Source organism: Isoalcanivorax indicus (assembly GCF_003259185.1).
Lineage (GTDB): Bacteria > Pseudomonadota > Gammaproteobacteria > Pseudomonadales > Alcanivoracaceae > Isoalcanivorax > Isoalcanivorax indicus.
The window spans coordinates 2,429,603-2,451,481 of sequence record NZ_QGMP01000001.1 but is presented as its reverse complement, the minus strand read 5'-3'; the positions used below and the strand labels follow the sequence as shown (position 1 = coordinate 2,451,481).

Here is a 21,879-nt window from a genome sequence, read left to right as displayed (position 1 = left end):
ACGGGTTACGGATAATGGGGAACGAATATGCGTTATAGACTAGGACTTGATCTTGGAACTGCGTCCATTGGTTGTGCTGCCTTCTCTATGGATGAGCAAGGCGAGCCAGAGAAGCTGATCTGGTTTCACGAGCGGCTTTTCTCCGAACCGCTGATAAACGATAAGGGGCAGTTAAAGCCCAAGAAAGCAGATCGAAGATTGGCACGTCAGCAGCGTCGCCAGATTGATCGGCGAGCTTCTCGCTTACGCCGGGTCGCTCACACTGCAAGGCTTATCGGTATCGATCCTGTTCAAACAGACACGTCCTCTTTTTCCAATGATGTTCCTTTCCTTCGGGCAAAAGCCGCCCGAGAACGTATTGAGTTGAACGAACTGTTCGCTGTGTTGATGCGCATGGCAAAGAAGCGGGGCTATGCAGGGACTCTGAAGGTGGCCAGTAAAACTGGGGATGCTGGTGTGGTCGCGAGTGGTTCGTCTGTGCTGACTGAAGAAATGGATGCGTTGGCGAGAAAGAAAGATGTTCAGAGTGTCACGGTTGGTGAATATCTGTATGCACGTGTTCAGTATGGTTTGCCTGCTCGTCTGAAAGTTGCAGCTAATAATGATTATATTGCTCCTAAGTATCCTGCGTTTCGGGAATACCTTGGCCTTCCAGTACGCGAGGACGGGCGGCATCAGTTGCCCAATATGTACGCTTTGCGTGAGTCCCTTGAGGCAGAGTTCCATCAGATATGGAATGTACAGAAGGAATTTCATCCAGCTCTAAAAAAAGAGGGGGTTCGGGATAGCCTTTTTGCGGCAATATTCTATCAGCGTCCTCTAAAATCTTTCGAAGATAAAGTGGGTAAATGTTCCCTGGAGGTTCATTTGCCAAGAGCGCCAAGGGCTCAAATGGCCGCTCAGGATTTCAGGATAGAGAAGCAACTCGCCGATTTGCGTTGGGGGATGGGGAAAAATTCTGAAACCCTTTCTGAGGAACAGAAAGAGGTTGTTCGTGCTATTCTGGGAAAGCAGAGAGAGGCATCTTTCAAGGCGATTTATAAAGCACTGGAGAAGTCCGGTTGCTCAGGGCCTTCAGGGAAAGGGTTGAATATGGATCGCGCAGTGCTTGGAGGGCGTGATAGCTTAACAGGTAATACGACGTTACATGCATGGCGTAAACTTGGGCTGGAGGGGGATTGGCTGGGCCTCGATGAAGTTACCCAGATTCAGGTGATTAATTTCCTTTCAGGTCTGGGTTCACCAGAGCAGTTGGATGTTGATGATTGGCCTTCGCGTTTCAGAGGTAAATCGGGCAAGCCAAGAAATTTCTCCCGGGGATTTGTATCCTTTATTGATAAGCTCAGGGCGAATGACAAGTTCGATCGCATGAGCAAGATGGGCTTTGATGCAGGCCGAGCAAGTTATTCGGTGAAAGCCTTGGTTAGGATTACAAAATGGCTTAAATATCCAAGTTGGGAGGAAATGCCGAATATTCCTCGTGTTGATGAGGATGCTGCTATCAGGGAGTGCTATCCAGATCATCTGAGCGAAGATGCCGAGGAGGCTGTAGGCCGGTTAGGCTTGCCCTCGTCAACCGGCAATGAAGTTGTTGACGTGGCCTTGCGGCAACTGAGGGTAATCATCAACAACGCTATTGACGCCAATGGAGGCACTCCAGCTCAGATAGTGGTTGAGCTTGCCCGGGAAATGAAAGGCGGAGTAACTCGTCGTAATGATATGGAAAGGAAAAGCAAGCGATTTTCCAATGAGAGGAAGGAGGCAGCTAAAAGAATTGCTCAGGCGGGAAAGTCGCCCACTCCTACGCTTATTAAGCGCTATCAATTGTGGGAAGAGCAAAACCATCAATGCCCCTATTGCGAAAGTAGCCTGGGAATAAGTGATGCGTTAAGCGGTGCGCATACAAACTTTGAGCATATTCTCCCTAGATCATTGACGCAGGTCGGTTACAAACGCTCTGAGATTGTTCTGGCGCACCGCGACTGCAATGACGAGAAAGGTAATCGCACCCCTTGGCAGGCATTCGGTGAAAGGGATGACAAGCGTTGGCAGATTATCGAGGCTCGTGCAGAAGCGTTGCGCAAGAAGAAGTCATATCGCAAGGCAAATCTTCTTGTGATGAAAGACTTCGAAGGCGAGGTTCTTACTGATAAGTCAATTGCTGAGTTCTCGGACCGGCAGCTTCATGAAAGCTCCTGGCTGGCTAAAGTTGCCACCCAGTGGTTGTCCACGCTGGGTAGCGATGTTTATGTTTCGCGCGGCTCTCTTACGGCCAATCTGCGTCGTCGATGGGGGTTGGACACTGTTATTCCCCAAGTTCGCTTAGAAACCGGGCTGCCGCTGGTTGATGAAAGCGGTGAGCTCATTTCCCATGAGGAATTTAATAGGTTTCGCCCTCAATGGGAGGGGCACCCTGTTACCAGAGAAACACGCACGGATCGTCGCCCGGACAAGAGAATTGATCATCGACACCACTTGATAGATGCCATTGTGATTGCATTGACGTCCCGAAGCCTGTATCAGCGCTATGCCAATGCCTGGAGAATTGCGGAGGAAGAGCGCAAGAATGGGAGTATAAACGTGAGGGTTGAGCTGCCTGTCCCTGTGCCTAATATTCGTGATGTGGCGCTTGCAGCGGTGCGAGAGTGCCGCATTAGCCACAAGCCGGATCGATATCCGGATGGTCGCTTCTTTCAAGACACTGCGTATGGCTTGGAGAAACGCATGAATCCGGCGACCGGAGAGCCAGAAGAGTGGCTGGTCAAGCGAGAACCTTTGACTTCGCTGGCACCAGATAAGTGGAGTGCCGATAAGGTTAGGAAAAATATAGATGACATCGTAGGCGAGGGTGTCCGCCTTCATGTCCGGAGTGTATTTGAAAGGCGTGTTAACTCCGGAATGACACCGCAGCAGGCGCTGCGGGAGCCGATTGAGTTCCAGGGCAATATTCTCAGGAAAGTCCGCTGTTACGCTTCCAAAGCGTCAGATCATGTTCGAATTGAGCATAATAGTAGACAGGGACTACATTATAAGTATCTTTTGAATGATGGTTACGCTTATATGGAGTTGCATGTTGAGGCAGGGGGCTTGGTTGGAAACCCTAACCTCGTTAGGCCCCGTGAAGGCTGCAAGATAAAACTTCATGACACTAAGGAAGGAGTTGTTCGTTTCTATAAGAGTGACACAGTTGAGAATAAAAATAGCGGTATGCGCTATGTCATTCATCAGATTAAAGCGCAAGGTGGTGGTATGTTGGTTATGGCACCGGTGACCGAAACGCGACCAGTGCGTGATCTTGACAGCAAGTGGGGGCTAAAAAAAGTTTCAGGAAAGGGGCTTCTGAATTTCAGGCCGGTGTAGGTGCGCAGTATGTCCGAGCATCATGTCCTTCTGATCGAGAATCCATGTGCGCTCAATATTCACCTTGAGTGCTTGAAGATTAGTCGGGCCGGCGAAGAGCCCATTCGGATACGTCCTTCCGATATTGCTGTACTTTGTCTCCACCATCATACGGTGCAGTTGTCTGTGCATGTGTTACGAAGGTTGACGGAATCTGGTGCGGCTATTTTAGTTGTGGATGACCAGCATCAACCATCTGGCATGATGCTACCGACCTTTGGCCGTCCTCACGCGACTGTTCGCTTGCGACAGCAGATTGAGCTGGATAGGAGTAAGCTGCACGCACTGGTTTGGCAGCAACTGGTTTCTGCCAGATTGCGTAGTCAGTCTTGGGTGCTTGAGGCTTATGGAAGGGCGCCGGCTGCCAGGCTGGCTCGCTTGGCTGGTTTGGTTGAACCGGGGGATGCGGGGCACCTTGAGGGACAGGGCGCCAGGCTGTACTGGGATAGTCTCTTCGATCAACCGTTCAAGCGTAAAAAACGCGATGCTAAGGACATGATTAATATCCACCTTAATTTCGGGTACTCCCTGTTGCGCTCATTGATCACGCGAGAGTTAGCCCAGGCGGCGTTGCGCCCTGAGTTGGGTGTGGGGCACAGAAGTACCGAGAACCCTTTCAATCTGGCTGATGATTTTTTAGAGCCGTATCGGTTTCTAGTGGAGCGCTTGGTGGTATCGCGCCCGCCTCATAAGGGGGAGAAGTTTTCCTCGGAACACCGCAGGCAGATTATCTCCGGTTTATTTGAGCAGAATGTGCGCCTTGGCGATCAGGATTTTCGCCTACCAGCTGCGATACGAAAAACCATCGCGAGCTACCTCCGGATTCTGGAGGCGGGAGGGGTGGGGCGCCGCCGAAAGTTGCTGCTGCCTGAGCGCCCGCAATAGGCCATGGCAATCAACGGATGGAGAGTCATGTGGTTAATTGCTGTTTATGACTGCCCCATGACCACGCCGGAAGCTCGGCATGAGTACACTGTATTCCGTAAGCGTCTGTTAAAGAACGCGTTTATACAGGTGCAATACTCTCTTTATGTTCGTCACTTTCCCACGATGGCCGCCGCTGAGGCCATGATCCAGCGTCTGAAACACCAGATTCCGAGCGATGCCAAGGTTGCTTTTATGCTCATGACAGACAAGCAATACGCCATGACCCGCGAGTTTCTTGGCCCGCGCCCTAAACAGCAAAGACCTGATGCGCCAGACCAGATCATGCTGATATAGAAGAAAAACCTAACCCTGACAAAGGGTTAGGTTGATTCAGAGCTTATCGAACTTTCCGATGGTGGGGAATCGGAACCCACACGACGGCCGCGACGCGCATCAGGTGGAGCTTATCGAACTTTCCGATGGTGGGGAATCGGAACAGGCCGCAGCAGCATGCCGTCCTTGAGCAGGAGCTTATCGAACTTTCCGATGGTGGGGAATCGGAACCTGCGGGTCGATGTAACGGCCATCATAGGTGAGCTTATCGAACTTTCCGATGGTGGGGAATCGGAACCATGCCCTTACTGGCGCGTCAACTCGCCCGGAGCTTATCGAACTTTCCGATGGTGGGGAATCGGAACCGGCGTCTCACCGCATGAGCTTGCGCCGTGGAGCTTATCGAACTTTCCGATGGTGGGGAATCGGAACTTTGCCGTTTGACGGCTTGCCAGATGAAGCGAGCTTATCGAACTTTCCGATGGTGGGGAATCGGAACGCTGTCCAACATCAAGGTGCAAGGGCCGAAGAGCTTATCGAACTTTCCGATGGTGGGGAATCGGAACCAACCAAGGAACCAAAATGGTCGCATCAACGAGCTTATCGAACTTTCCGATGGTGGGGAATCGGAACCGAGAAAAACATCACATGGACCACTTGTTTGAGCTTATCGAACTTTCCGATGGTGGGGAATCGGAACGGTATGATGACGCGCATTTTCACCGGCAGGGAGCTTATCGAACTTTCCGATGGTGGGGAATCGGAACTATGAAATGATCCACGTTGCACATATGCAGGAGCTTATCGAACTTTCCGATGGTGGGGAATCGGAACGGCATATCGACGGGGGACCACTGTTCGTAGGAGCTTATCGAACTTTCCGATGGTGGGGAATCGGAACACCTCGGCCCAGACCCTGCCACCGTTGGCGGAGCTTATCGAACTTTCCGATGGTGGGGAATCGGAACCGGAGCGCATCTTGTGGGTGTGCCGCAAAGGAGCTTATCGAACTTTCCGATGGTGGGGAATCGGAACGGCGAAGCCGGTCACGCTCGTGAAGAATGGGAGCTTATCGAACTTTCCGATGGTGGGGAATCGGAACGACGTACACGCAGCCCTCGAAGTGTTCCAGGAGCTTATCGAACTTTCCGATGGTGGGGAATCGGAACAGGCCGACCTGCTGGATGGACTGCTGCGCCGAGCTTATCGAACTTTCCGATGGTGGGGAATCGGAACCAGATCGTCGATGGCGTCCAGCGCCGCCTCGAGCTTATCGAACTTTCCGATGGTGGGGAATCGGAACTAAGGGCAGTTATGGGATTGTTTTATTCTCGAGCTTATCGAACTTTCCGATGGTGGGGAATCGGAACTCCTGGATTGCGTATTCACCTGGTGCGGTGGAGCTTATCGAACTTTCCGATGGTGGGGAATCGGAACGTTCTTGCCTCCCTGCTCACCATGAATTCCGAGCTTATCGAACTTTCCGATGGTGGGGAATCGGAACGATCGCCTCAAGGGGGTTCGACACCTCGCGGAGCTTATCGAACTTTCCGATGGTGGGGAATCGGAACTACCAGCGCGCCATGGCCGATATGAAAAAGGAGCTTATCGAACTTTCCGATGGTGGGGAATCGGAACCTCCAACGGGTTGTAGTCGCGCGCAGAGCGGAGCTTATCGAACTTTCCGATGGTGGGGAATCGGAACCCAGAAAATTACCTGGGAGACCGCCCCGACGAGCTTATCGAACTTTCCGATGGTGGGGAATCGGAACCCGTGGTTCCCGCCGTAGCTTTGCCCGGCAGAGCTTATCGAACTTTCCGATGGTGGGGAATCGGAACGAAGTTTATCCTCATGACCGTGTAATTATGGAGCTTATCGAACTTTCCGATGGTGGGGAATCGGAACAAGAACTCAGGCAGCGTTGGCACAAACTCGGAGCTTATCGAACTTTCCGATGGTGGGGAATCGGAACTTCCAAGGGATTGTAGTCGCGCGCGGAGCGGAGCTTATCGAACTTTCCGATGGTGGGGAATCGGAACAAGGTCTGGTGCAGGGGATGAAGGTCAAACGAGCTTATCGAACTTTCCGATGGTGGGGAATCGGAACGACATATATCCGCTTTGCGTTGATCCGGTCGAGCTTATCGAACTTTCCGATGGTGGGGAATCGGAACCACTGAGGCGGCCATTACCCTGGAGACACTGAGCTTATCGAACTTTCCGATGGTGGGGAATCGGAACCGGCCACCCTTGCGGGCCGAGGGGGAGGGCGAGCTTATCGAACTTTCCGATGGTGGGGAATCGGAACACTCCTCTCGGTCGCGGTGCGCGAGCTGCCGAGCTTATCGAACTTTCCGATGGTGGGGAATCGGAACGAGGCGGCAGGGCAGGCGGCAGACGCCGGGGAGCTTATCGAACTTTCCGATGGTGGGGAATCGGAACAGGCCCACCCGATGTATTGCGTTCCCCACGGAGCTTATCGAACTTTCCGATGGTGGGGAATCGGAACCATAGGCAACAAAGCCGACGAAGAACAAGAGAGCTTATCGAACTTTCCGATGGTGGGGAATCGGAACTGCTTTGGCGAGGGCTGCGCGGGCTTTCTTGAGCTTATCGAACTTTCCGATGGTGGGGAATCGGAACCTCCAGGGGATTGTAGTCGCGCGCAGAACGGAGCTTATCGAACTTTCCGATGGTGGGGAATCGGAACCGCCGTGGTGTCGGCGCCGCAGCCCGTCACGAGCTTATCGAACTTTCCGATGGTGGGGAATCGGAACTGCTTTGGCGAGGGCTGCGCGGGCTTTCTTGAGCTTATCGAACTTTCCGATGGTGGGGAATCGGAACCTCCAGGGGATTGTAGTCGCGCGCAGAACGGAGCTTATCGAACTTTCCGATGGTGGGGAATCGGAACGATCGGGCCGCTGCACCTGCTTACCGCCGGGAGCTTATCGAACTTTCCGATGGTGGGGAATCGGAACTATGCAACTAACTGATATAAAAAGAAAAGCGAGCTTATCGAACTTTCCGATGGTGGGGAATCGGAACTAGCGCTTGCGCTTCACCTAACCGGGGATTGAGCTTATCGAACTTTCCGATGGTGGGGAATCGGAACTCCAGCCATAATGAGGTGGTACTAAAACCTGAGCTTATCGAACTTTCCGATGGTGGGGAATCGGAACTGTTACTGACCGAGGTGTTCCACCGTAAAGGAGCTTATCGAACTTTCCGATGGTGGGGAATGGGGAATCGGAACGTGTCAATAACTGTACGGCGCCCCTGCTAGGAGCTTATCGAAATTTTGGCTGGCGGGAAACCGGAATAGGCGCGCGGATGGATCAGTATGCAGTCAGTCAAGTGATAGTGCTTCCCTGTGCGTGCCAGTATGTAGAGTATCCTCAATGTTGGCCGAATATCCCATTACTATTTTCAGGTACTAATCAAGTTTATTACATCTTGAATAGAGGTGCCTCAGTGCGAGTTCCTTGCAATGAGTTCCTCACATCAATCAGCTGCTCCCGAATGTTGGTCAGCAAAAATGTAGAAAACTTATCCTGACCCAGGGTCCGCTCATATACGTCTTTAGGAACAAATCGCTTCATTTCATCCAGGAAGGCACGCCCGCTGATGATGTCTGGAAGCCACTCTATCATTCGGACGACCTTGTCATCATAATCTGAAACAAGGTAATCATCGATTTTCCTCCGTACCATATCCACATCCATCCGGGTGCCTTGCCTGTGAAGCCAGGCCAGATCCCATATGTCGCGATGCCGCACCCGTTTCTCCGGGTCTGAGCCAACGGGCAGGGAGACCAGCTTGTCGGCCATGATCTCGGCTTTTGTCTCTACCATGATCAACACATCGTTATAGCCGTCTGGAAGAAAGGCATAGTTCCGTGACAGTGGGCGGGCTTCTCGTGTGTGTGCCGGGATGCTCGCTACTTCCAGCTTTATCCGCTGTTTGGGCAGGTCCGGCTGCTCCGGGGACGTCACGATTCTGATCTGCCATTTGTCGACATTAATGCCGTTACGGGCGGTCTCTGCTCTGAGTGATGCGGGCTCCTTGACGGTGACCTCAAGCCCATAGCGCTGGCCCAGGTGGTCTTCGATACACGCTTTCATATCCTTGAGCTGGCGCGATGAAAAATCCGCGCCTCCGGCAAAGTCGAGATCTTCGCTGAAGCGGTTGCCGTTGTAGCACAGTCTGAGGGACGTGCCGCCCTGGAAGACGATGTCATCAAGAAGCTGGTGGCGATCGAGCGCAAACAGGATGTCGTAATGCAGAAGCTCTTTCTCTACCACCGGCCGCATGTTGGCCAGGCCCGGGTTCTCCATGGCTTGAGCAACCAGGTATTGGAAATCCTGATTATCACGCTTGCTCATAGACCACCTCCTCATCCACCAGATGCATATTCCTGCCCACGCGCCTCAAATCTCTTAACGCCGCTTGCACTGTTGCAATCTTCAAGGGCCGGTCTCGGTCAAGCGTGGAGCGCAAGATATCCGAAACAGAGCGCTGCGTATGAGTGAATTCAAGGACCCCGTAGGGCGTTGAGTATTCACCCTTGCGGCCGGTGGTGATGACGGTGAGGCGGCCCACCGGGATCTGGGAAATCACGCCGTACTCCGACAGGGCTGATTCCAGGCTGATGTAATTGTAGGCGCCGCGTCGCAGGGTTCTGGCAATCAGTTCAAGCGTATCCGGGCCCTTGTGGCGCGAGAGGGCGTAGAGGTACACGCCTTTGGAGGGCCGTTCGAGAAGGCCCTCGCGAACCAGGCGGGTCAGGGTGGCTTCCCGGCCTCTGGGCGAGTCCTCAGCAAACACCTTCGCCATATCCGCTGCGGCAAAGACGTATCTCCCGCGACGGTCCCAGTCTGTGAGTCTTTTGATGGCCTCGCTCTGCCGCATGTGGTGGTCCTGGACACTAGCCCGCCCTATTAATGTGGTTAACGTCCAGATGTTATTTCAAGGTGCGGTTCATGTCCACTTGATCCAGGCTTTGCGCCTCAATCAAACACATACCGCCTGATCGTCTCCTCATCCTCCCCGGCCAGATTCTTCTGGATGGTCTTGTCCACCATCTTGCTCAGATTGTCGTTCAGCATATGGCGCAGGGCGCCGAGGAAGGCGGGCGGTGAGATGATCACCAGCTTGTCGAACTTGCCTTTGACGCGGCCTTTTTCCAGGGCCTCGCTGATGGTGCGGGCAAAGGTGTGGTGTTGCTGGTCGCGCACATCCGGTGGCTCCATGGCGCTGCGGCTGTCGTTGGCGCTTTCAAAGGTGCGTCCGGGTCGGTCGCTGTAGATGTCCTGGTCTCTGAGGCGGCTTTCGGGGAAGGCGAAGCTTTCGATTTCCTGCGGGGGCTGTACACGATTGGGGGCGAAAAAAATACGAGCGCGGGAGCTTTCAGCGACAACGATCCAGGTCTTGTCCATGGGGCGCCTCCTGTGGGGGATGACGAAACGGCGGTGCCGGGGCTGGTCTTGCCCACTTACTCTGGCATGCCTCCTTCCCCCTCAGACTGACGCAGATCAGGAAGTTTCTCAATCGCCTGTCGGGCCAGGCGCTCTCCCATGGCGGCAAAGCCTGCTGCGGAGGGGTGATAGCCGTCTTCCGCCAGCAGGGCGGGATCGCTCGGGTCGCCATAATCCAGCACCGGGCAGTGTCGGCGGGCGCTCACCTGGCGCAAGACCCGGTCCAGCTGCCGGGCGCGCAGGCCGATGACGGCGCGCAACGGCTGGGGCAGGGCGGTAAAGCGGTGCATGGGCGGTACCGGGGCGAAGGCGATGCGGGCGCCGGGCTGTCGTTGTTGCAGGGTGTCCACCAGTTGATGGAGCTGATGGCGCCAGCGGCGCAAGCGTGTCAGGCCGGTGGTGTCGTTGACGCCCATCATGACCAGCACCAGATCGGCTCGGGGCGGGGCATCGGGCAGGGGGCGCGCCAGCAGGCCTGCCAGCCGCAGGCCGTTGTGGCCATGGCATTGCCAGTGCACGCTGCGCCCGCTCAGGGCGGCCAGGGGGCGGGCCATGCCGGGCCCCGCGCCGTCGGTGTGGTGGGTCACGCCAACACCGGCGACGGGGGATTCCCCGATGATCAGCAGGTGCAGCGGCGGCCCCACGGCCCCGTCTGGCGGGTGCAACTGGCCGCAGGAGGGTCCTTCGGCTTCCGGCAGACGCAGGGCCGTGCGACGGGTGTGGCGGCCCTGTAGCGCCAGCAGGGGTAATAGCAGCGCCAGCAGGGGCAATAGCGCCAGGACCAGTGCCCAGCACAGCAGGGTGCGCACGGCGACCTCAGGGGGACGGATACGGGTGCTCGGCGTGAATCGCATCCAGCGCCTTCTCCAGCTCCTTGTCCAGCGGCACCTCGATGCTGCGCAGGTTCTCCTCCAGTTGCGCCAGGCTGGTGGCGCCAATGATGTTGCTGGTGACGAAGGGGCGTGTGGTGACGTATTGCAGGGCCAGCTGCGCGGGGCTCAGGTTGTGGGCCTCGGCCAGTTGGCAGTATTTCTCCGTGGCGGCCTCGGCCTGCGGGTTGGTGTAGCGCGAGAACTGCTTGAACAGGGTCAGGCGGGCCGCCTCCGGCCAGGTATTGTGACGGTATTTGCCGGAGAGCATGCCGAAGGCCAGCGGGGAATAGGCCAGCAGGCCGATGTCCTCGCGGTGGGCCACTTCGGCCAGGCCGACTTCGAAGCTGCGGTTGAGCAGGGAATAGGGGTTCTGGATCGACACCGGGCGGGGCGCGCCCAGGCGTTCGGCCTCCATCACGTACTTCATGGTGCCCCAGGCGGTCTCGTTGGACAGGCCGTAGTGGCGGATCTTGCCGGCTTTGACCAGGCCGTCCAGCGCTTCGATGGTCTCTTCAATCGGCACGGCGGCGTCGTCCTGGCGGTGCTTGTAGCCCAGGCGGCCGAAGAAGTTGGTGCTGCGTTCGGGCCAGTGCAGCTGGTACAGGTCGATCACATCGGTCTGCAGGCGGCGCAGGCTGCCCTCCACGGCCTGCTCCAGATGTTCGCGGTTGAGGCGCGGGCCGCCACGAATATGCTTGATCCAGTCGCCGGGGCCTGCGGCCTTGGTGGCCAGAATGATGTCCTGGCGGCGGCCGCTGCGGGCGAACCACTGGCCGATGATCTCTTCGGTCTTGCCAGCGGTCTCGGCGGAGGTCGGCACGGCGTACATCTCGGCGGTGTCGAAGAAGTTGATGCCGTGTTCCACGGCCAGGTCCATTTGCGCGAAGCCTTCCTCGGCGGTGTTCTGTTTGCCCCAGGTCATGGTGCCCAGGCACAGGGCGCTGACGTTCAGATCGGTGCGGCCGAGGCGGCGGTATTCCATGGTGTGCTCCTGTCGAATTCGGTGTAGAGGCTCAGGGGCCAGATGATAGCACTGCCGGTGGCCGCTGCATGACCGCAGCGCACAGGCTGGCATTGCGTGCCCGGCGTGAATGGTCTATACCGGAACTCGCAGGTTCTGCGGTGGTTGCAGATAGCGGTTGCAGGTGGCGTGACAGGAGCGAGACATGGACGACGGCGTGATGCAGGGTGAGGGCGATCTGGCTCATGTGGGCGGGTTCGAGGCGCTGCATGAAGAGCACAGCTACACGGTGCCCGCCAGCGCCATGCGCGGGCGCGTTCCCGAGTCGGTGCGCGGCACCTTCCTGCGCATCGGGCCGGGCCGCAACCGCATTGGCCACGACACTTTCGGCCACTGGTTTGATGGCGACGGCATGATGCATGCGCTGACCTTCACGGAGGCGGGCGCCTGGTATCGCAATCGCTATGTGCGCACGCCGAAGTACTGCAAGGAGACGGCCGCAGGCCGGATTGTCTGCCGCAGCTTCGGGCATAACGCGCCTGGTGGCATGCTGCGCAATATCGGTCGTCCACCGGCCAATGCGGCCAACACGGCGATCTCCTGCCATGCCGGCAAGCTGCTGGCCCTCTGGGAGGGCGGCAGGCCCTGGGCACTGGACCCGGACACTCTGGAGACGCTGGGCGAGCACAACTTCGACGGCGCGCTGGGCATGGCGGACCCGTTCAGTGCCCATGGCAATACGCACCCGCAGACCGGCTACTACTATAACCACGGCGTGACCCTGGGGCCGGGCGGGCCGCGCATCAACCTGTATGAAATCAATCCGGCCGGGCGGCTGACCCGCAAGCGGCATTTTGCGATCGACAGGCTGGCCTTCGTGCATGGCGCGGGGCTGTCGTCGCGTTACATGGTGCTGCTGGTGCCGCCGCTGGGGATGGACAGCGTCTGGCCTTTTGTTCTGGGGCGCAAGGCGTTCGATGAGAGCGTTGTCTATCGCCCGGAGTGGGGCATGAAGGCGTATCTGGTGTCGCTGGAGACGCTGACGGTGGCGCATGTCTTCGAGCTGGACCCGTTTGTGGTGTTCCACTACGGCAACTGCCGGGAGCAGGGGGACGAGCTGGTGGTGGACCTGGTGCGCTTCGAGGATTACAGCGTGGCCGCCCAGTTGCGTGATGTGTTCGGCCGCAGTGATGCGCAGGGCGGGGTGCCCTGGCAGTATCGCTTCAACCTGCGCACGGGCGCGGTGGCCGCCGCGCCACTGCCGAGCCTGGCGGGCTGCGAGTTCCCCCAGTTCGACCTGCGCCGCACCGGGCAGCCCAGCCGCTTCCTCTATACGGCTGCGATGGCCGACAACGGCACGGCGGGCTTCTTCAACGCCGTGCAGCGCCTGGACACCGAGACCGGCGAGGTGGTGCTGCATGATCTGGGGCCGGGCCGGTTCGTGTCCGAGGCCATGTTTGTGCCGGAAGGGGATGCCGAGGGGGCAGGCTATCTGTGCGCAATGGTGTATGATGCCCGCCAGCACCGCAGTGAAGTGCTGTTGCTGGACGCGCGCAGCGGTGAGTTGGGCGAGGTGGCGGCGGTCCCCCTGAGGCATCATGTGCCGTTCGGGTTTCATTGTGGCTACCGGACCTGACGTTTGCTGCTTGTCTTGATGCACCCCCTTGGGTACAATCCGCGCTCTCTTATTCGCCGTGGTCCGTGATGGGTCATCAGCGAAGGGTCCAATTACCCGTAAATTCCTGAATTTGGGGCAGAATTCATGAAAACCTTCAGCGCCAAACCGGACAGCGTCAAGCGCGACTGGTATGTGGTAGACGCCTCCGGCAAGACGCTGGGTCGTTTGGCCAGCGAAATCGCCACGCGTCTGCGCGGCAAGCACAAGCCGGAATACACGCCGCACGTTGATACCGGCGACTACATTGTTGTGGTCAATGCCGAAAAGATTCACGTGACCGGCAAGAAAGCCAGCGACAAGATGTACTACCGTCACAGCGGCTTCCCGGGCGGTATCAAGGAAGCCAACTTCGAAACCCTGATCGCGAAGAAACCCGAACAGGTGCTCGAGCTGGCGGTGAAAGGCATGATGCCGCGTAACCCGCTGGGTCGCGCCATGCTGGGCAAACTCAAGGTCTACGCTGGCGCTGAGCATCCGCACACCGCTCAGCAGCCGCAGGCACTGGAAATCTAAGGGGTAGCAGATGGCAACCGCAGCTTCGAATTACGGCACTGGCCGTCGCAAGACCTCCGCCGCGCGCGTGTTCCTGCGCCCCGGCAGTGGCAAGATCACCGTCAATGGCCGTCCGCTGGACGAGTACTTTGGCCGTGAAACTGCACGCATGGTCGTGCGTCAGCCGCTGGAACTGACCGAATCCACCGAGCGCTTTGACGTTTACGTCACCGTGGCCGGCGGCGGCACCACCGGCCAGGCCGGTGCTATCCGTCACGGTATCACCCGCGCCCTGATGGATTACGACGATACCCTGCGTTCTGCACTGCGCCGCGCCGGTTATGTGACCCGCGATGCGCGTGAAGTCGAGCGTAAGAAGATCGGCCTGCACAAGGCGCGCAAGCGTCCGCAGTTCTCCAAGCGTTAATTTCACGCTGGATCGTCGATCATGCAAAAGCCCAGTCAGTATGGCTGGGCTTTTTTGCGTCTGAATCAGTAGTTTGGCTGGCCGACCGCGGTAAATCCGGTTGTCAGCTAAGGGCTTTTTCTTTACCATTTGCCGCGCCTTATTCCGCCCGGTTTGTGGGGGTTTGTCCTCACATTGACCGTTCCAACCCGAGCCCGGGATGGGGAGCAGCCTCCAGGGGAGATCATCTCGATGAGTAAAGACGGCGTAAACACCAGCCGGCGCACCTTTCTGATTGGCCTGACGTCCGCCGTCGGCGCCGTAGGTGCGGTGGGGCTGGCAGTGCCCTTCGTTAAGTCATGGCAGCCCAGTGCCCGCGCAGAAGCCGCAGGCGCACCGGTAACCGTGGATATCAGCAAACTTGAAGCCGGTCAGCGCGTCGTGCGTGAATGGCGGGGTCAACCGGTGTGGGTGGTTCGCCGCACGCCGGAAATGCTGGATGGCCTGAAAGAACTGGCCTCCGGCGGTGCCCTGCGAGACCCGGAATCCAGTGTGGATACCCAGCAGCCGGCCTATGCCCGCAACGAATACCGTTCCATCAAGCCGGAAGTGCTGGTGTTGATCGGGACCTGTACCCACCTGGGCTGTTCGCCCACCTACAACCCCCGGCCGACTGTTCAGCTGGAGTTTGGCGGCTTCTTCTGCCCGTGCCACAACTCCACGTTCGACTTCGCCGGTCGCGTGTATCGTGGTGTGCCGGCCCCCACCAACCTGGTGGTGCCGCCGCACTCCTATCTGGATGACGATGTCATCATCGTGGGTTCTGAAGAAGGGGAGACCGCCTGATGTCTATTGCCAAGGGTCTCGTTAACTGGGTGGATGCGCGCCTGCCGGTCGTGGATGCTTTCAAGAAGCACATGTCCGAATACTACGCGCCGAAGAACTTCAACTTCTGGTACTACTTCGGGGTCTTCTCCCTGGTGGTGCTGGTCAACCAGCTGCTCACCGGTATCTGGCTGACCATGTTCTACTCGCCCACCGATGCGTTCGCATCGGTGGAATACATCATGCGTGATGTGCAGTTCGGCTGGCTGATCCGCTACATGCACGCGGTAGGTGCCTCGGCTTTCTTCGCCGTGGTCTATCTGCACATGTTCCGCGGTTTGCTGTACGGCTCTTACAAGCCGCCCCGCGAGCTGGTGTGGATCTTCGGCATGATGATCTACCTGGCGCTGATGGCGGAAGGCTTCCTGGGTTACGTGCTGCCCTGGGGCAACATGTCCTACTGGGGGGCGCAGGTGATCATCTCCCTGGCGGAAGCGATTCCGTTCCAGGTGATCCCGTTCGTGGATGCGCAGCAGTCGGCGGCCATCGGCGAAGCGTTGACCACCTGGGTGCGTGGTGACTATCTGTTGTCCGATGCCACCGTGAACAAGTTCTTCGCCCTGCACGTTGTTGCGATTCCGCTGGTGCTGGTGGCGCTGGTGGTACTGCACATCCTGGCGCTGCACGAAGTCGGCTCCAACAACCCGGACGGCGTTGAAATCAAGAAGAACAAGGACGAAAACGGCATTCCGAAAGACGGCATTCCGTTCCACCCCTACTACACCGTGAAGGACCTGGCTGGCATCGTGATTTTCCTGATGGTCTTCGCCGTGGTGGTGTTCTTCTTCCCGGAAGGTGGCGGCTACTTCATCGAGCGCCCGAACTTCGAGCCGGCCAACCCGCTGGCCACGCCGGACCACATTGCGCCGGTCTGGTACTACGGCCCCTACTACGCCATGTTGCGTGCCACGACCTTCAGCTTCCTGCTGGACGCCAAGTCCTGGGGTCTGATCGTGATGGGCGGTGCCATTGCCATCCTGTTCGTGGTGCCGTGGCTGGATCGTCACCCGGTCAAGTCGATCCGTTACAAGGGTATGTTCAGCAAAGTGACGCTGATGCTGTTCGCCTTTGTCTTCGTGGTGCTGGGTTACTTCGGTACTCAGCCGGATCAGGTGGCGTTCACCATTCCGTTTACGGAGGCTGACGTGACCTACACGCATCTGGCGGGTCTGGGTACCTTCTACTACTTCTTCTACTTCCTGTTTGTGCTGCCGTTCGGCCATCGCTTCGAGAAATCCAAGCCGGTGCCCGAGCGTGTGACCGGAGGCCACTGATGAAAAAGCTTGCTGTTCTGCTACTCAGCTGTCTCCCGGCCCTTGGCCTGGCGGCCGGCGGTTACAACGAACACGTTGAATCTGCGCCGGTGAACCTGAAAGACAAGGCGTCCATGCAGCGTGGTGCGCAGTTGTTCGTGAACTACTGCATGGGCTGTCATTCCCTGCAGTACGAGCGCTACAGCCGTTTGGCTTCTGGTCTGGATATCCCCGAAGAGCTGGTGCTGGAGCACCTGAACTTCACCACGGACCAGATTGGCGACACCATGCAGATTGCCATGCCGAAAGACGAGGCCGCCGCCTGGTTTGGTGCGCCGCCGCCGGATCTGACCAACGTGGCCCGCCTGCGCACGGCCGATTGGGTGTACTCTTACCTGATCAATTTCTATGAAGATGCGGACCAGCCTTACGGCTTTAACAACCGCGTGTTCGAGAACGTGGGCATGCCGCATGTGATGGCCGCCATGGAAGAAGAGCTTGGCGAGGAAGATTTCCGCCGTGCCATGCTCGATCTGACCAATTTCCTCGCCTATATCGGCGAGCCGGTGCGCGTCGATGCCGAGCGTATCGGGGTATATGTGCTGGTGTTCCTGTTCCTGTTGTGGATCCCGGCCTATTTGCTGAAGAAGGAATACTGGAAAGACGTGCACTGACAACAGCGCCTTTCCGGCCTCTGACAGGGTAGCCGTTGACCGGCTGCCCTGTTTCTGTCTGTAGCATTGACGATTGATAAACCGCGGGAGACCACATAGCCATGGGCGTTGTGACCAAGCGTTCCTCGATGACTTTCTTTTCCAACCCCCGGGATCACTACAGCCACCGGGTGCGTATCGTGCTGGCCGAGAAAGGGGTCACCGTCGACATCGTTGATGTTGATGACAACGACAAGCCCGAAGATCTGGCCTCGCTGAATCCCTACAACGAAGTGCCGACCCTGGTGGACCGTGAACTGACGCTGTATCAGTCAAACGTCATCATGGAATATCTGGACGAGCGCTTTCCGCATCCGCCGCTGTTGCCGGTGTACCCGGTGGCGCGCGCCCACAGTCGCTTGCTGATCCACCGTATCGAGCGTGACTGGTGTGGTCATGTGGATGCGCTGATGGCGGGTGCAGAGAAGGAAGCCGAGCTGAACAAGCGCCGCAAGGCGCTGCGTGAAGGGCTGACCAGCATTGCGCCGGTGTTTACCGAGAAGCCCTTCTTCATGAATGAAGAGTTCACGCTGGTGGATTGCACCATTGCCCCGATCCTGTGGCGCCTGAATCATCTGGGCGTGGAGCTGACGGGCAAACCCTGCAAGCCGCTGCTGGATTATGCCGAGCGCATCTTCAGCCGTGACAGCTTCCAGGCCAGCCTGTCAGAGCAGGAACGCGAAATCCGCAATCCGCTCTGATGACGATGACGCCTAACCGCCCCTATCTGATCCGCGCTGTGCATGAGTGGATCTGTGATAACGGGCTCACCACGCATCTGCTGGTCGATGCAGGCTACCCCGGGGTCCAGGTACCCCGGGAGCATGTCAACGAAGGGCAGATCATTCTGAATGTGGCGCCCGGGGCGGTGCAGGGCTTCATGGCGGGTAACGATGAGGTTGTCTTTTCTGCCCGCTTCAGCGGGCGGGCGATGAATATTGTTGTGCCGGTGAATGCGGTGCTGGCGGTGTTCGCGCGCGAAAACGGTGAGGGGATGGCGTTTGAACCTGTGGCGCCCCCGGAGCCGCCCGAGCCCTCGGACGACAGCCCCGACGATAACGGGGGCCGCCGTCCGGCCCTGAAGGTGGTGAAATAGCTGCCCGGGTCAGTCGATATATTCGATGATCTTGACGATCTTCTGCACGCCGTACACCTTCTGTGCCTGCTCAACGGCGGCGTCCGCTTCGGCGCGTGTCAGCAGGCCCATCAGATAGACCACGCCATTGGCCGTTACCACCCGGGTACGGCGTCCCTGTGCGTCACCGTCCACCAGCATGCGGCTTTTGGTGCGTGTGGTGATCCAGGTGTCATTGGTGCGCGCCCAGAAGCTGCGCCCGCCCCCCACCTGCAATTCGTTGTGCACGTTGCGCACATGCCGGACCCGGCCCGCGATATCGCTGGCGCGCGCCTTGAGCTGGGCGTCCTGCACCTGGCCCACCAACAGCAGATTGCCGTTGAAGCTGACCACCTTCATTGGCGCCTGGCGAAAGCGCTCGTCGGCGCGGTACAGGTTGATGCGTGCCTTGCGCACGATATTGCGATCTTCCAGCCGTGAACCGGCGGTGCGCTTGCCGTGGTTCTGATCCACGGGTTCATCAGAAAAGGTGGCGACCATGCGTACACAGCCGGTGGTCGCCAGCGGCAGCAGGCCGATCATGAGCACTGTGCACAGGGTGCGCAGCCAGGCCGGACTCAACATCATTCCCCTCCAAAAAGTTGCTGGTCGATGACATCACACAGCGTCTGAATGACCAGCAGATGAACTTCATGTATGCGTGCTTCGACGGCGGACGGTACGCGGATTTCCACGTCGCCGGCGCTGTACAGGTTGGCCAGGTCGCCGCCTTCGTATCCGGTCAGGGCAATGACCTGCATGTCCCGGTCATGGGCGGCCTGCACCGCCTGGATGATATTGCCACATTGCCCCAGCGGCGAGATGGCCAGCAGCAGGTCGCCGCTGTTGCCCAGCGCACGGATCTGTTTGGAAAAGATTTCGTTGTAGGCATAGTCGTTGGCAATGGCGCTGAGTGTCACGGCATCGGGACCGATCGCCAGCGCAGGCAGGGCGGGGCGCTCGCGTTCGAAGCGATTCAGCAGGGCGCTGGCAAAATGCTGCGCCTGGCTGCCGCTGCTGCCGTTGCCGCAAGCCAGAATCTTGCCGCCGCCGAGCAGGCACTCGACCATGCGTTGGCCTGCAATCATCAATACATCCGGCAGCACCTCGGCGGCCTTCACCTTGGTTTCGATGCTGTCCACAAAAAGCTGACGCACCCGGTCGACACTCATGGCGATACTCGTCTCTTGCTAGTCGGCATAAAAAGCATTGGGCACCCAGTCATAACGGTAACCGTCGTCGTCCGGCGCCATGCCCAGCACATCGAAACGGCAGGGTAGTTGCTGGCAGGCCGGATAGCGAGCCAGATAATAACGCGCCGCACGTATCAGGCGCTGCTGTTTAGGGTGCGTTACCGACGCCAGCGCGCCGCCGTACTGTTCCGAGGCGCGCAAGCGAACCTCCACGAACACCAGCATCTCCTGGTGACGCATCACCAGATCGATCTCGCCCTGGCGACAATGGAAATTGCGCGTCACGGTGCGCAAGCCCTGCTGTTGCAGCCAGGCCTCTGCCTGATGTTCGGCGGCGTGACCCTGGCCACGCCGACTGAAGGGTTTCCTTACCCGGTACATGATGACGATCCTGTGTCAGCGATGGGTGTTTCCTGATTGCACCACCGGAGCACGCTGCGGCACGCCGCGCCGGAACCAGGCCCAGTCCAGTTCGCGTATCAGGCGATTGTCCTCGCCCAGGCGCAGGGCGCCGGAGGCACCGGGCAGGCTGCTTTCCGGCACCGATTGCAGCAGCGCCAGACGTGCCTGCAGCCGATAGGCGTCCACGCCCATGGCAAACAGCCGTTCGTAGCGCCCGTGGCCCTGGGGCCAGACGGAGGCTGTGGCCTGATGCAGGGTGGAGTCACGATCCAGCAACCAGGGCACATCGACGAAACGGATGCCATTGAGGTCGTGATCGCGATCCGGTTCCGGCTGGCCGCCGTAGATGTTGGAGATGCTGTACACCGGCAGGTCGCCGGCGTAATGGAAGTTCAGGGCCGGTTTCAGCTGGCGACCCTGGGCCGGGTTGGCAGCCATGAACAGAAAGTCGAGATCCTGGCGTCGGCGCGGTTCGAATTCCAGGCTGCCGGGCGCGTGGCGTCGCAGGGCGCGGGCGCGGGCCTCGCTCTGGCCCAGCGCCAGCATGTCGCGTACCGCACCACTGGCATCATCGCCGTAGGTGGTTTCGGTGCTGATCAGGCCGCCCAGGGCGGTCCATTCGCTGCTGAAGGCGGCGGCGACACGCTGACCCCAGTCGGTGCGTGGATACAGCACTCCGGCCAATCGTGCGCCTTCCTCCCAGGCCTGTCTTGCTACCTGGCGGGCTTCATCTTCCGGGGCCAGCCCGAACTGGAAGATCTTGTCCGAGCGTGGCGGTTCGTCAGCATAGTTCAGTACCAGGGTGTTGATCGGCAGGCCCGAGGCGCCGACGAGCTGCTCGACCTTGTCCCGTTCCAGTGGGCCGATGATGAAGTCGGCGCCCTCGACCAGTGCCTGATTGTAGAGGGTGCCGATGTCGGCGCTCTGGCTGTCGATAAAGGTAATGGCCGGTACCGGGTGGCCCTGTTCCAGGGCGCTGTAATAAGCCGCCAGCATGCCGTCGCGCAACGCCTGGCCAGCCTCGGACATGGGGCCGCTGTGGGGCAGCAGCGCGACGACCCGGCGCGGCCGCTCGCTGACCGCCTGTTGCAGGGCGCGTACCATGGGCGGCATGTCGCGGGCGGCGGGGTGATCGAACCAGTTGCGCGCCCAGGCGTCCAGGCGGCTTACCTGACTGTCGAGATCAGCCAGAGGATCGCGGTAGACGCGAGCCAGTTCCGCCCAGCCGAGCAGGGTGTCCCGGCTCTCCTGGGTGAGCGTTTGCAGGTCGTTCTGTGGCATGTGCATCAGCAATGCCCAGATCATCTGGTGATTGTAGGCGCGGTCGTCGTCTTCCAGCAGGCCGTCCACGGCTACCCGCTCGCGCAGGCTGGCGCGCAGATCGCCGGCGATGGCCAGAGCGTCGGCGCGCAGCAGCTGCATGCGATTCTGCAGTGCCAGCGGCGCCTCGTTCTGCAGCCGCGCGACCTCCAGACGCTCGTCCTCCAGCAGTGCCAGTGCCCCCTCGCCATCCTGGCGCGCGAGCTTCAGACGGGCGCTGAGCATGATCCATTCCAGTCGCTGGTCGCCGTCGAGTCGGCGAGGATCGAACTGCGCCAGCAGCACTTCGGCATCCTGGGGCCGCCCCATGGCCAGATAGCTGCGGGCCCAGGACAGGCCCTGGCTGGCGCGGGCGGGCATGCGCAGGTCGTTCAGCGTGCTCAGGGCGTCATCCAGCTTCTGCGGTGCGGTGGCGTCTGCGGCAGGGTCCACCGGCTGGGTCGGGGTGGTGGTGCAGGCACTGATGCAGCACAGCATCAACAGGCTCAGGGAAACTACACGCAAACGGTTCATGATC

20 protein-coding genes and 1 CRISPR repeat array are annotated in these 21,879 nt (G+C 58.7%); of the genes, 11 read left to right on the top strand and 9 right to left on the bottom strand.

Going from position 1 to position 21,879, the window contains the following annotated elements:
* Nucleotides 1–27 precede the first annotated feature (27 nt).
* The 3 genes from cas9 to cas2 are packed head-to-tail and all read left to right on the top strand — an operon-like array spanning nt 28 to nt 4,620.
* Nucleotides 28–3,360 carry a type II CRISPR RNA-guided endonuclease Cas9 gene (cas9, locus tag DKW65_RS11055; protein ID WP_111657297.1) on the top strand — a complete coding sequence of 1,111 codons (3,333 nt, stop codon included), beginning with the start codon at nt 28–30 and terminating at the stop codon, nt 3,358–3,360.
* Between the two features lie 9 nt (nt 3,361–3,369).
* A complete protein-coding gene (cas1, locus tag DKW65_RS11050) occupies nt 3,370–4,284 on the top strand; it encodes a type II CRISPR-associated endonuclease Cas1 (RefSeq protein WP_162925818.1) in 915 nt (304 codons plus the stop codon).
* A 27-nt stretch (nt 4,285–4,311) separates the two neighbouring features.
* The gene (gene cas2 / locus DKW65_RS11045) at nt 4,312–4,620 is read left to right on the top strand and encodes a CRISPR-associated endonuclease Cas2 (RefSeq protein ID WP_162925817.1); all 309 of its coding nucleotides are present in this window, start codon (nt 4,312–4,314) and stop codon (nt 4,618–4,620) included.
* A 39-nt stretch (nt 4,621–4,659) separates the two neighbouring features.
* A CRISPR array of direct repeats spans nt 4,660–7,845; the repeat unit is 37 nt; unit sequence GAGCTTATCGAACTTTCCGATGGTGGGGAATCGGAAC.
* 200 nt (nt 7,846–8,045) lie between these two features.
* Here the strand turns inward: cas2 and DKW65_RS11040 are convergent.
* The 5 genes from DKW65_RS11040 to DKW65_RS11020 form a co-directional block, all read right to left on the bottom strand.
* A complete protein-coding gene (locus tag DKW65_RS11040) occupies nt 8,046–8,981 on the bottom strand; it encodes a nucleotidyl transferase AbiEii/AbiGii toxin family protein (protein ID WP_111657294.1) in 936 nt (311 codons plus the stop codon).
* Nucleotides 8,968–9,507 carry a type IV toxin-antitoxin system AbiEi family antitoxin gene (gene abiEi / locus DKW65_RS11035; RefSeq protein WP_111657293.1) on the bottom strand — a complete coding sequence of 180 codons (540 nt, stop codon included), beginning with the start codon at nt 9,505–9,507 and terminating at the stop codon, nt 8,968–8,970. Before abiEi ends, DKW65_RS11040 begins: the two co-directional genes overlap by 14 nt.
* Before the next feature lie 98 nt (nt 9,508–9,605).
* On the bottom strand, nt 9,606–10,034 hold the full coding sequence (locus DKW65_RS11030; protein ID WP_111657292.1) for a host attachment protein: 429 nt from the start codon (nt 10,032–10,034) through the stop codon (nt 9,606–9,608).
* A gap of 56 nt (nt 10,035–10,090) precedes the next feature.
* Nucleotides 10,091–10,927 carry an SGNH/GDSL hydrolase family protein gene (locus DKW65_RS11025; protein ID WP_111657291.1) on the bottom strand — a complete coding sequence of 279 codons (837 nt, stop codon included), beginning with the start codon at nt 10,925–10,927 and terminating at the stop codon, nt 10,091–10,093.
* Entirely contained in the window at nt 10,890–11,927 is a 1,038-nt protein-coding gene (locus DKW65_RS11020) for an aldo/keto reductase (protein ID WP_111657290.1), read from the bottom strand. The genes DKW65_RS11025 and DKW65_RS11020 overlap by 38 nt, the downstream gene beginning before the upstream one ends.
* Nucleotides 11,928–12,111: 184 nt before the next feature.
* Between DKW65_RS11020 and DKW65_RS11015 the strand changes: the two genes are divergently transcribed.
* From DKW65_RS11015 to DKW65_RS10980, 8 genes are all read left to right on the top strand, one after another.
* Nucleotides 12,112–13,542: a carotenoid oxygenase family protein gene (locus DKW65_RS11015; RefSeq protein WP_111657289.1), complete on the top strand. Its 1,431-nt coding sequence runs from the start codon at nt 12,112–12,114 to the stop codon at nt 13,540–13,542.
* A 126-nt stretch (nt 13,543–13,668) separates the two neighbouring features.
* Complete coding sequence (rplM, locus tag DKW65_RS11010; RefSeq protein ID WP_111657288.1) at nt 13,669–14,097, top strand: 50S ribosomal protein L13; 429 nt, start codon at nt 13,669–13,671, stop codon at nt 14,095–14,097.
* Between the two features lie 10 nt (nt 14,098–14,107).
* Nucleotides 14,108–14,503, top strand: coding sequence for a 30S ribosomal protein S9 (gene rpsI, locus DKW65_RS11005; protein ID WP_111657287.1), 396 nt, complete (start codon nt 14,108–14,110; stop codon nt 14,501–14,503).
* A 231-nt stretch (nt 14,504–14,734) separates the two neighbouring features.
* Entirely contained in the window at nt 14,735–15,328 is a 594-nt protein-coding gene (petA, locus tag DKW65_RS11000; protein WP_111657286.1) for a ubiquinol-cytochrome c reductase iron-sulfur subunit, read from the top strand.
* Nucleotides 15,328–16,641 carry a cytochrome b gene (locus DKW65_RS10995; RefSeq protein ID WP_111657285.1) on the top strand — a complete coding sequence of 438 codons (1,314 nt, stop codon included), beginning with the start codon at nt 15,328–15,330 and terminating at the stop codon, nt 16,639–16,641. The genes petA and DKW65_RS10995 overlap by 1 nt, the downstream gene beginning before the upstream one ends.
* Nucleotides 16,641–17,294, top strand: a complete 654-nt coding sequence (locus DKW65_RS10990; RefSeq protein ID WP_111657284.1) for a cytochrome c1 — start codon at nt 16,641–16,643, stop codon at nt 17,292–17,294. The genes DKW65_RS10995 and DKW65_RS10990 overlap by 1 nt, the downstream gene beginning before the upstream one ends.
* Nucleotides 17,295–17,395: 101 nt before the next feature.
* A complete protein-coding gene (locus DKW65_RS10985; RefSeq protein WP_111657283.1) occupies nt 17,396–18,034 on the top strand; it encodes a glutathione S-transferase N-terminal domain-containing protein in 639 nt (212 codons plus the stop codon).
* Between the two features lie 5 nt (nt 18,035–18,039).
* The gene (locus tag DKW65_RS10980) at nt 18,040–18,429 is read left to right on the top strand and encodes a ClpXP protease specificity-enhancing factor (RefSeq protein WP_111657627.1); all 390 of its coding nucleotides are present in this window, start codon (nt 18,040–18,042) and stop codon (nt 18,427–18,429) included.
* A gap of 9 nt (nt 18,430–18,438) precedes the next feature.
* Here the strand turns inward: DKW65_RS10980 and DKW65_RS10975 are convergent, their stop codons facing one another.
* Genes DKW65_RS10975 through DKW65_RS10960 form a run of 4 tightly spaced genes read right to left on the bottom strand, consistent with a single transcriptional unit; the run spans nt 18,439 to nt 21,875 of the window.
* Nucleotides 18,439–19,035: a BON domain-containing protein gene (locus DKW65_RS10975; RefSeq protein WP_245932476.1), complete on the bottom strand. Its 597-nt coding sequence runs from the start codon at nt 19,033–19,035 to the stop codon at nt 18,439–18,441.
* Nucleotides 19,032–19,619: an SIS domain-containing protein gene (locus tag DKW65_RS10970; protein WP_111657281.1), complete on the bottom strand. Its 588-nt coding sequence runs from the start codon at nt 19,617–19,619 to the stop codon at nt 19,032–19,034. The genes DKW65_RS10975 and DKW65_RS10970 overlap by 4 nt, the downstream gene beginning before the upstream one ends.
* Nucleotides 19,620–19,637: 18 nt before the next feature.
* Nucleotides 19,638–20,021, bottom strand: coding sequence for a YraN family protein (locus DKW65_RS10965; protein ID WP_111657280.1), 384 nt, complete (start codon nt 20,019–20,021; stop codon nt 19,638–19,640).
* 15 nt (nt 20,022–20,036) lie between these two features.
* A complete protein-coding gene (locus DKW65_RS10960; RefSeq protein ID WP_162925816.1) occupies nt 20,037–21,875 on the bottom strand; it encodes a penicillin-binding protein activator in 1,839 nt (612 codons plus the stop codon).
* Between the last annotated feature and the right edge of the window lie 4 nt (nt 21,876–21,879).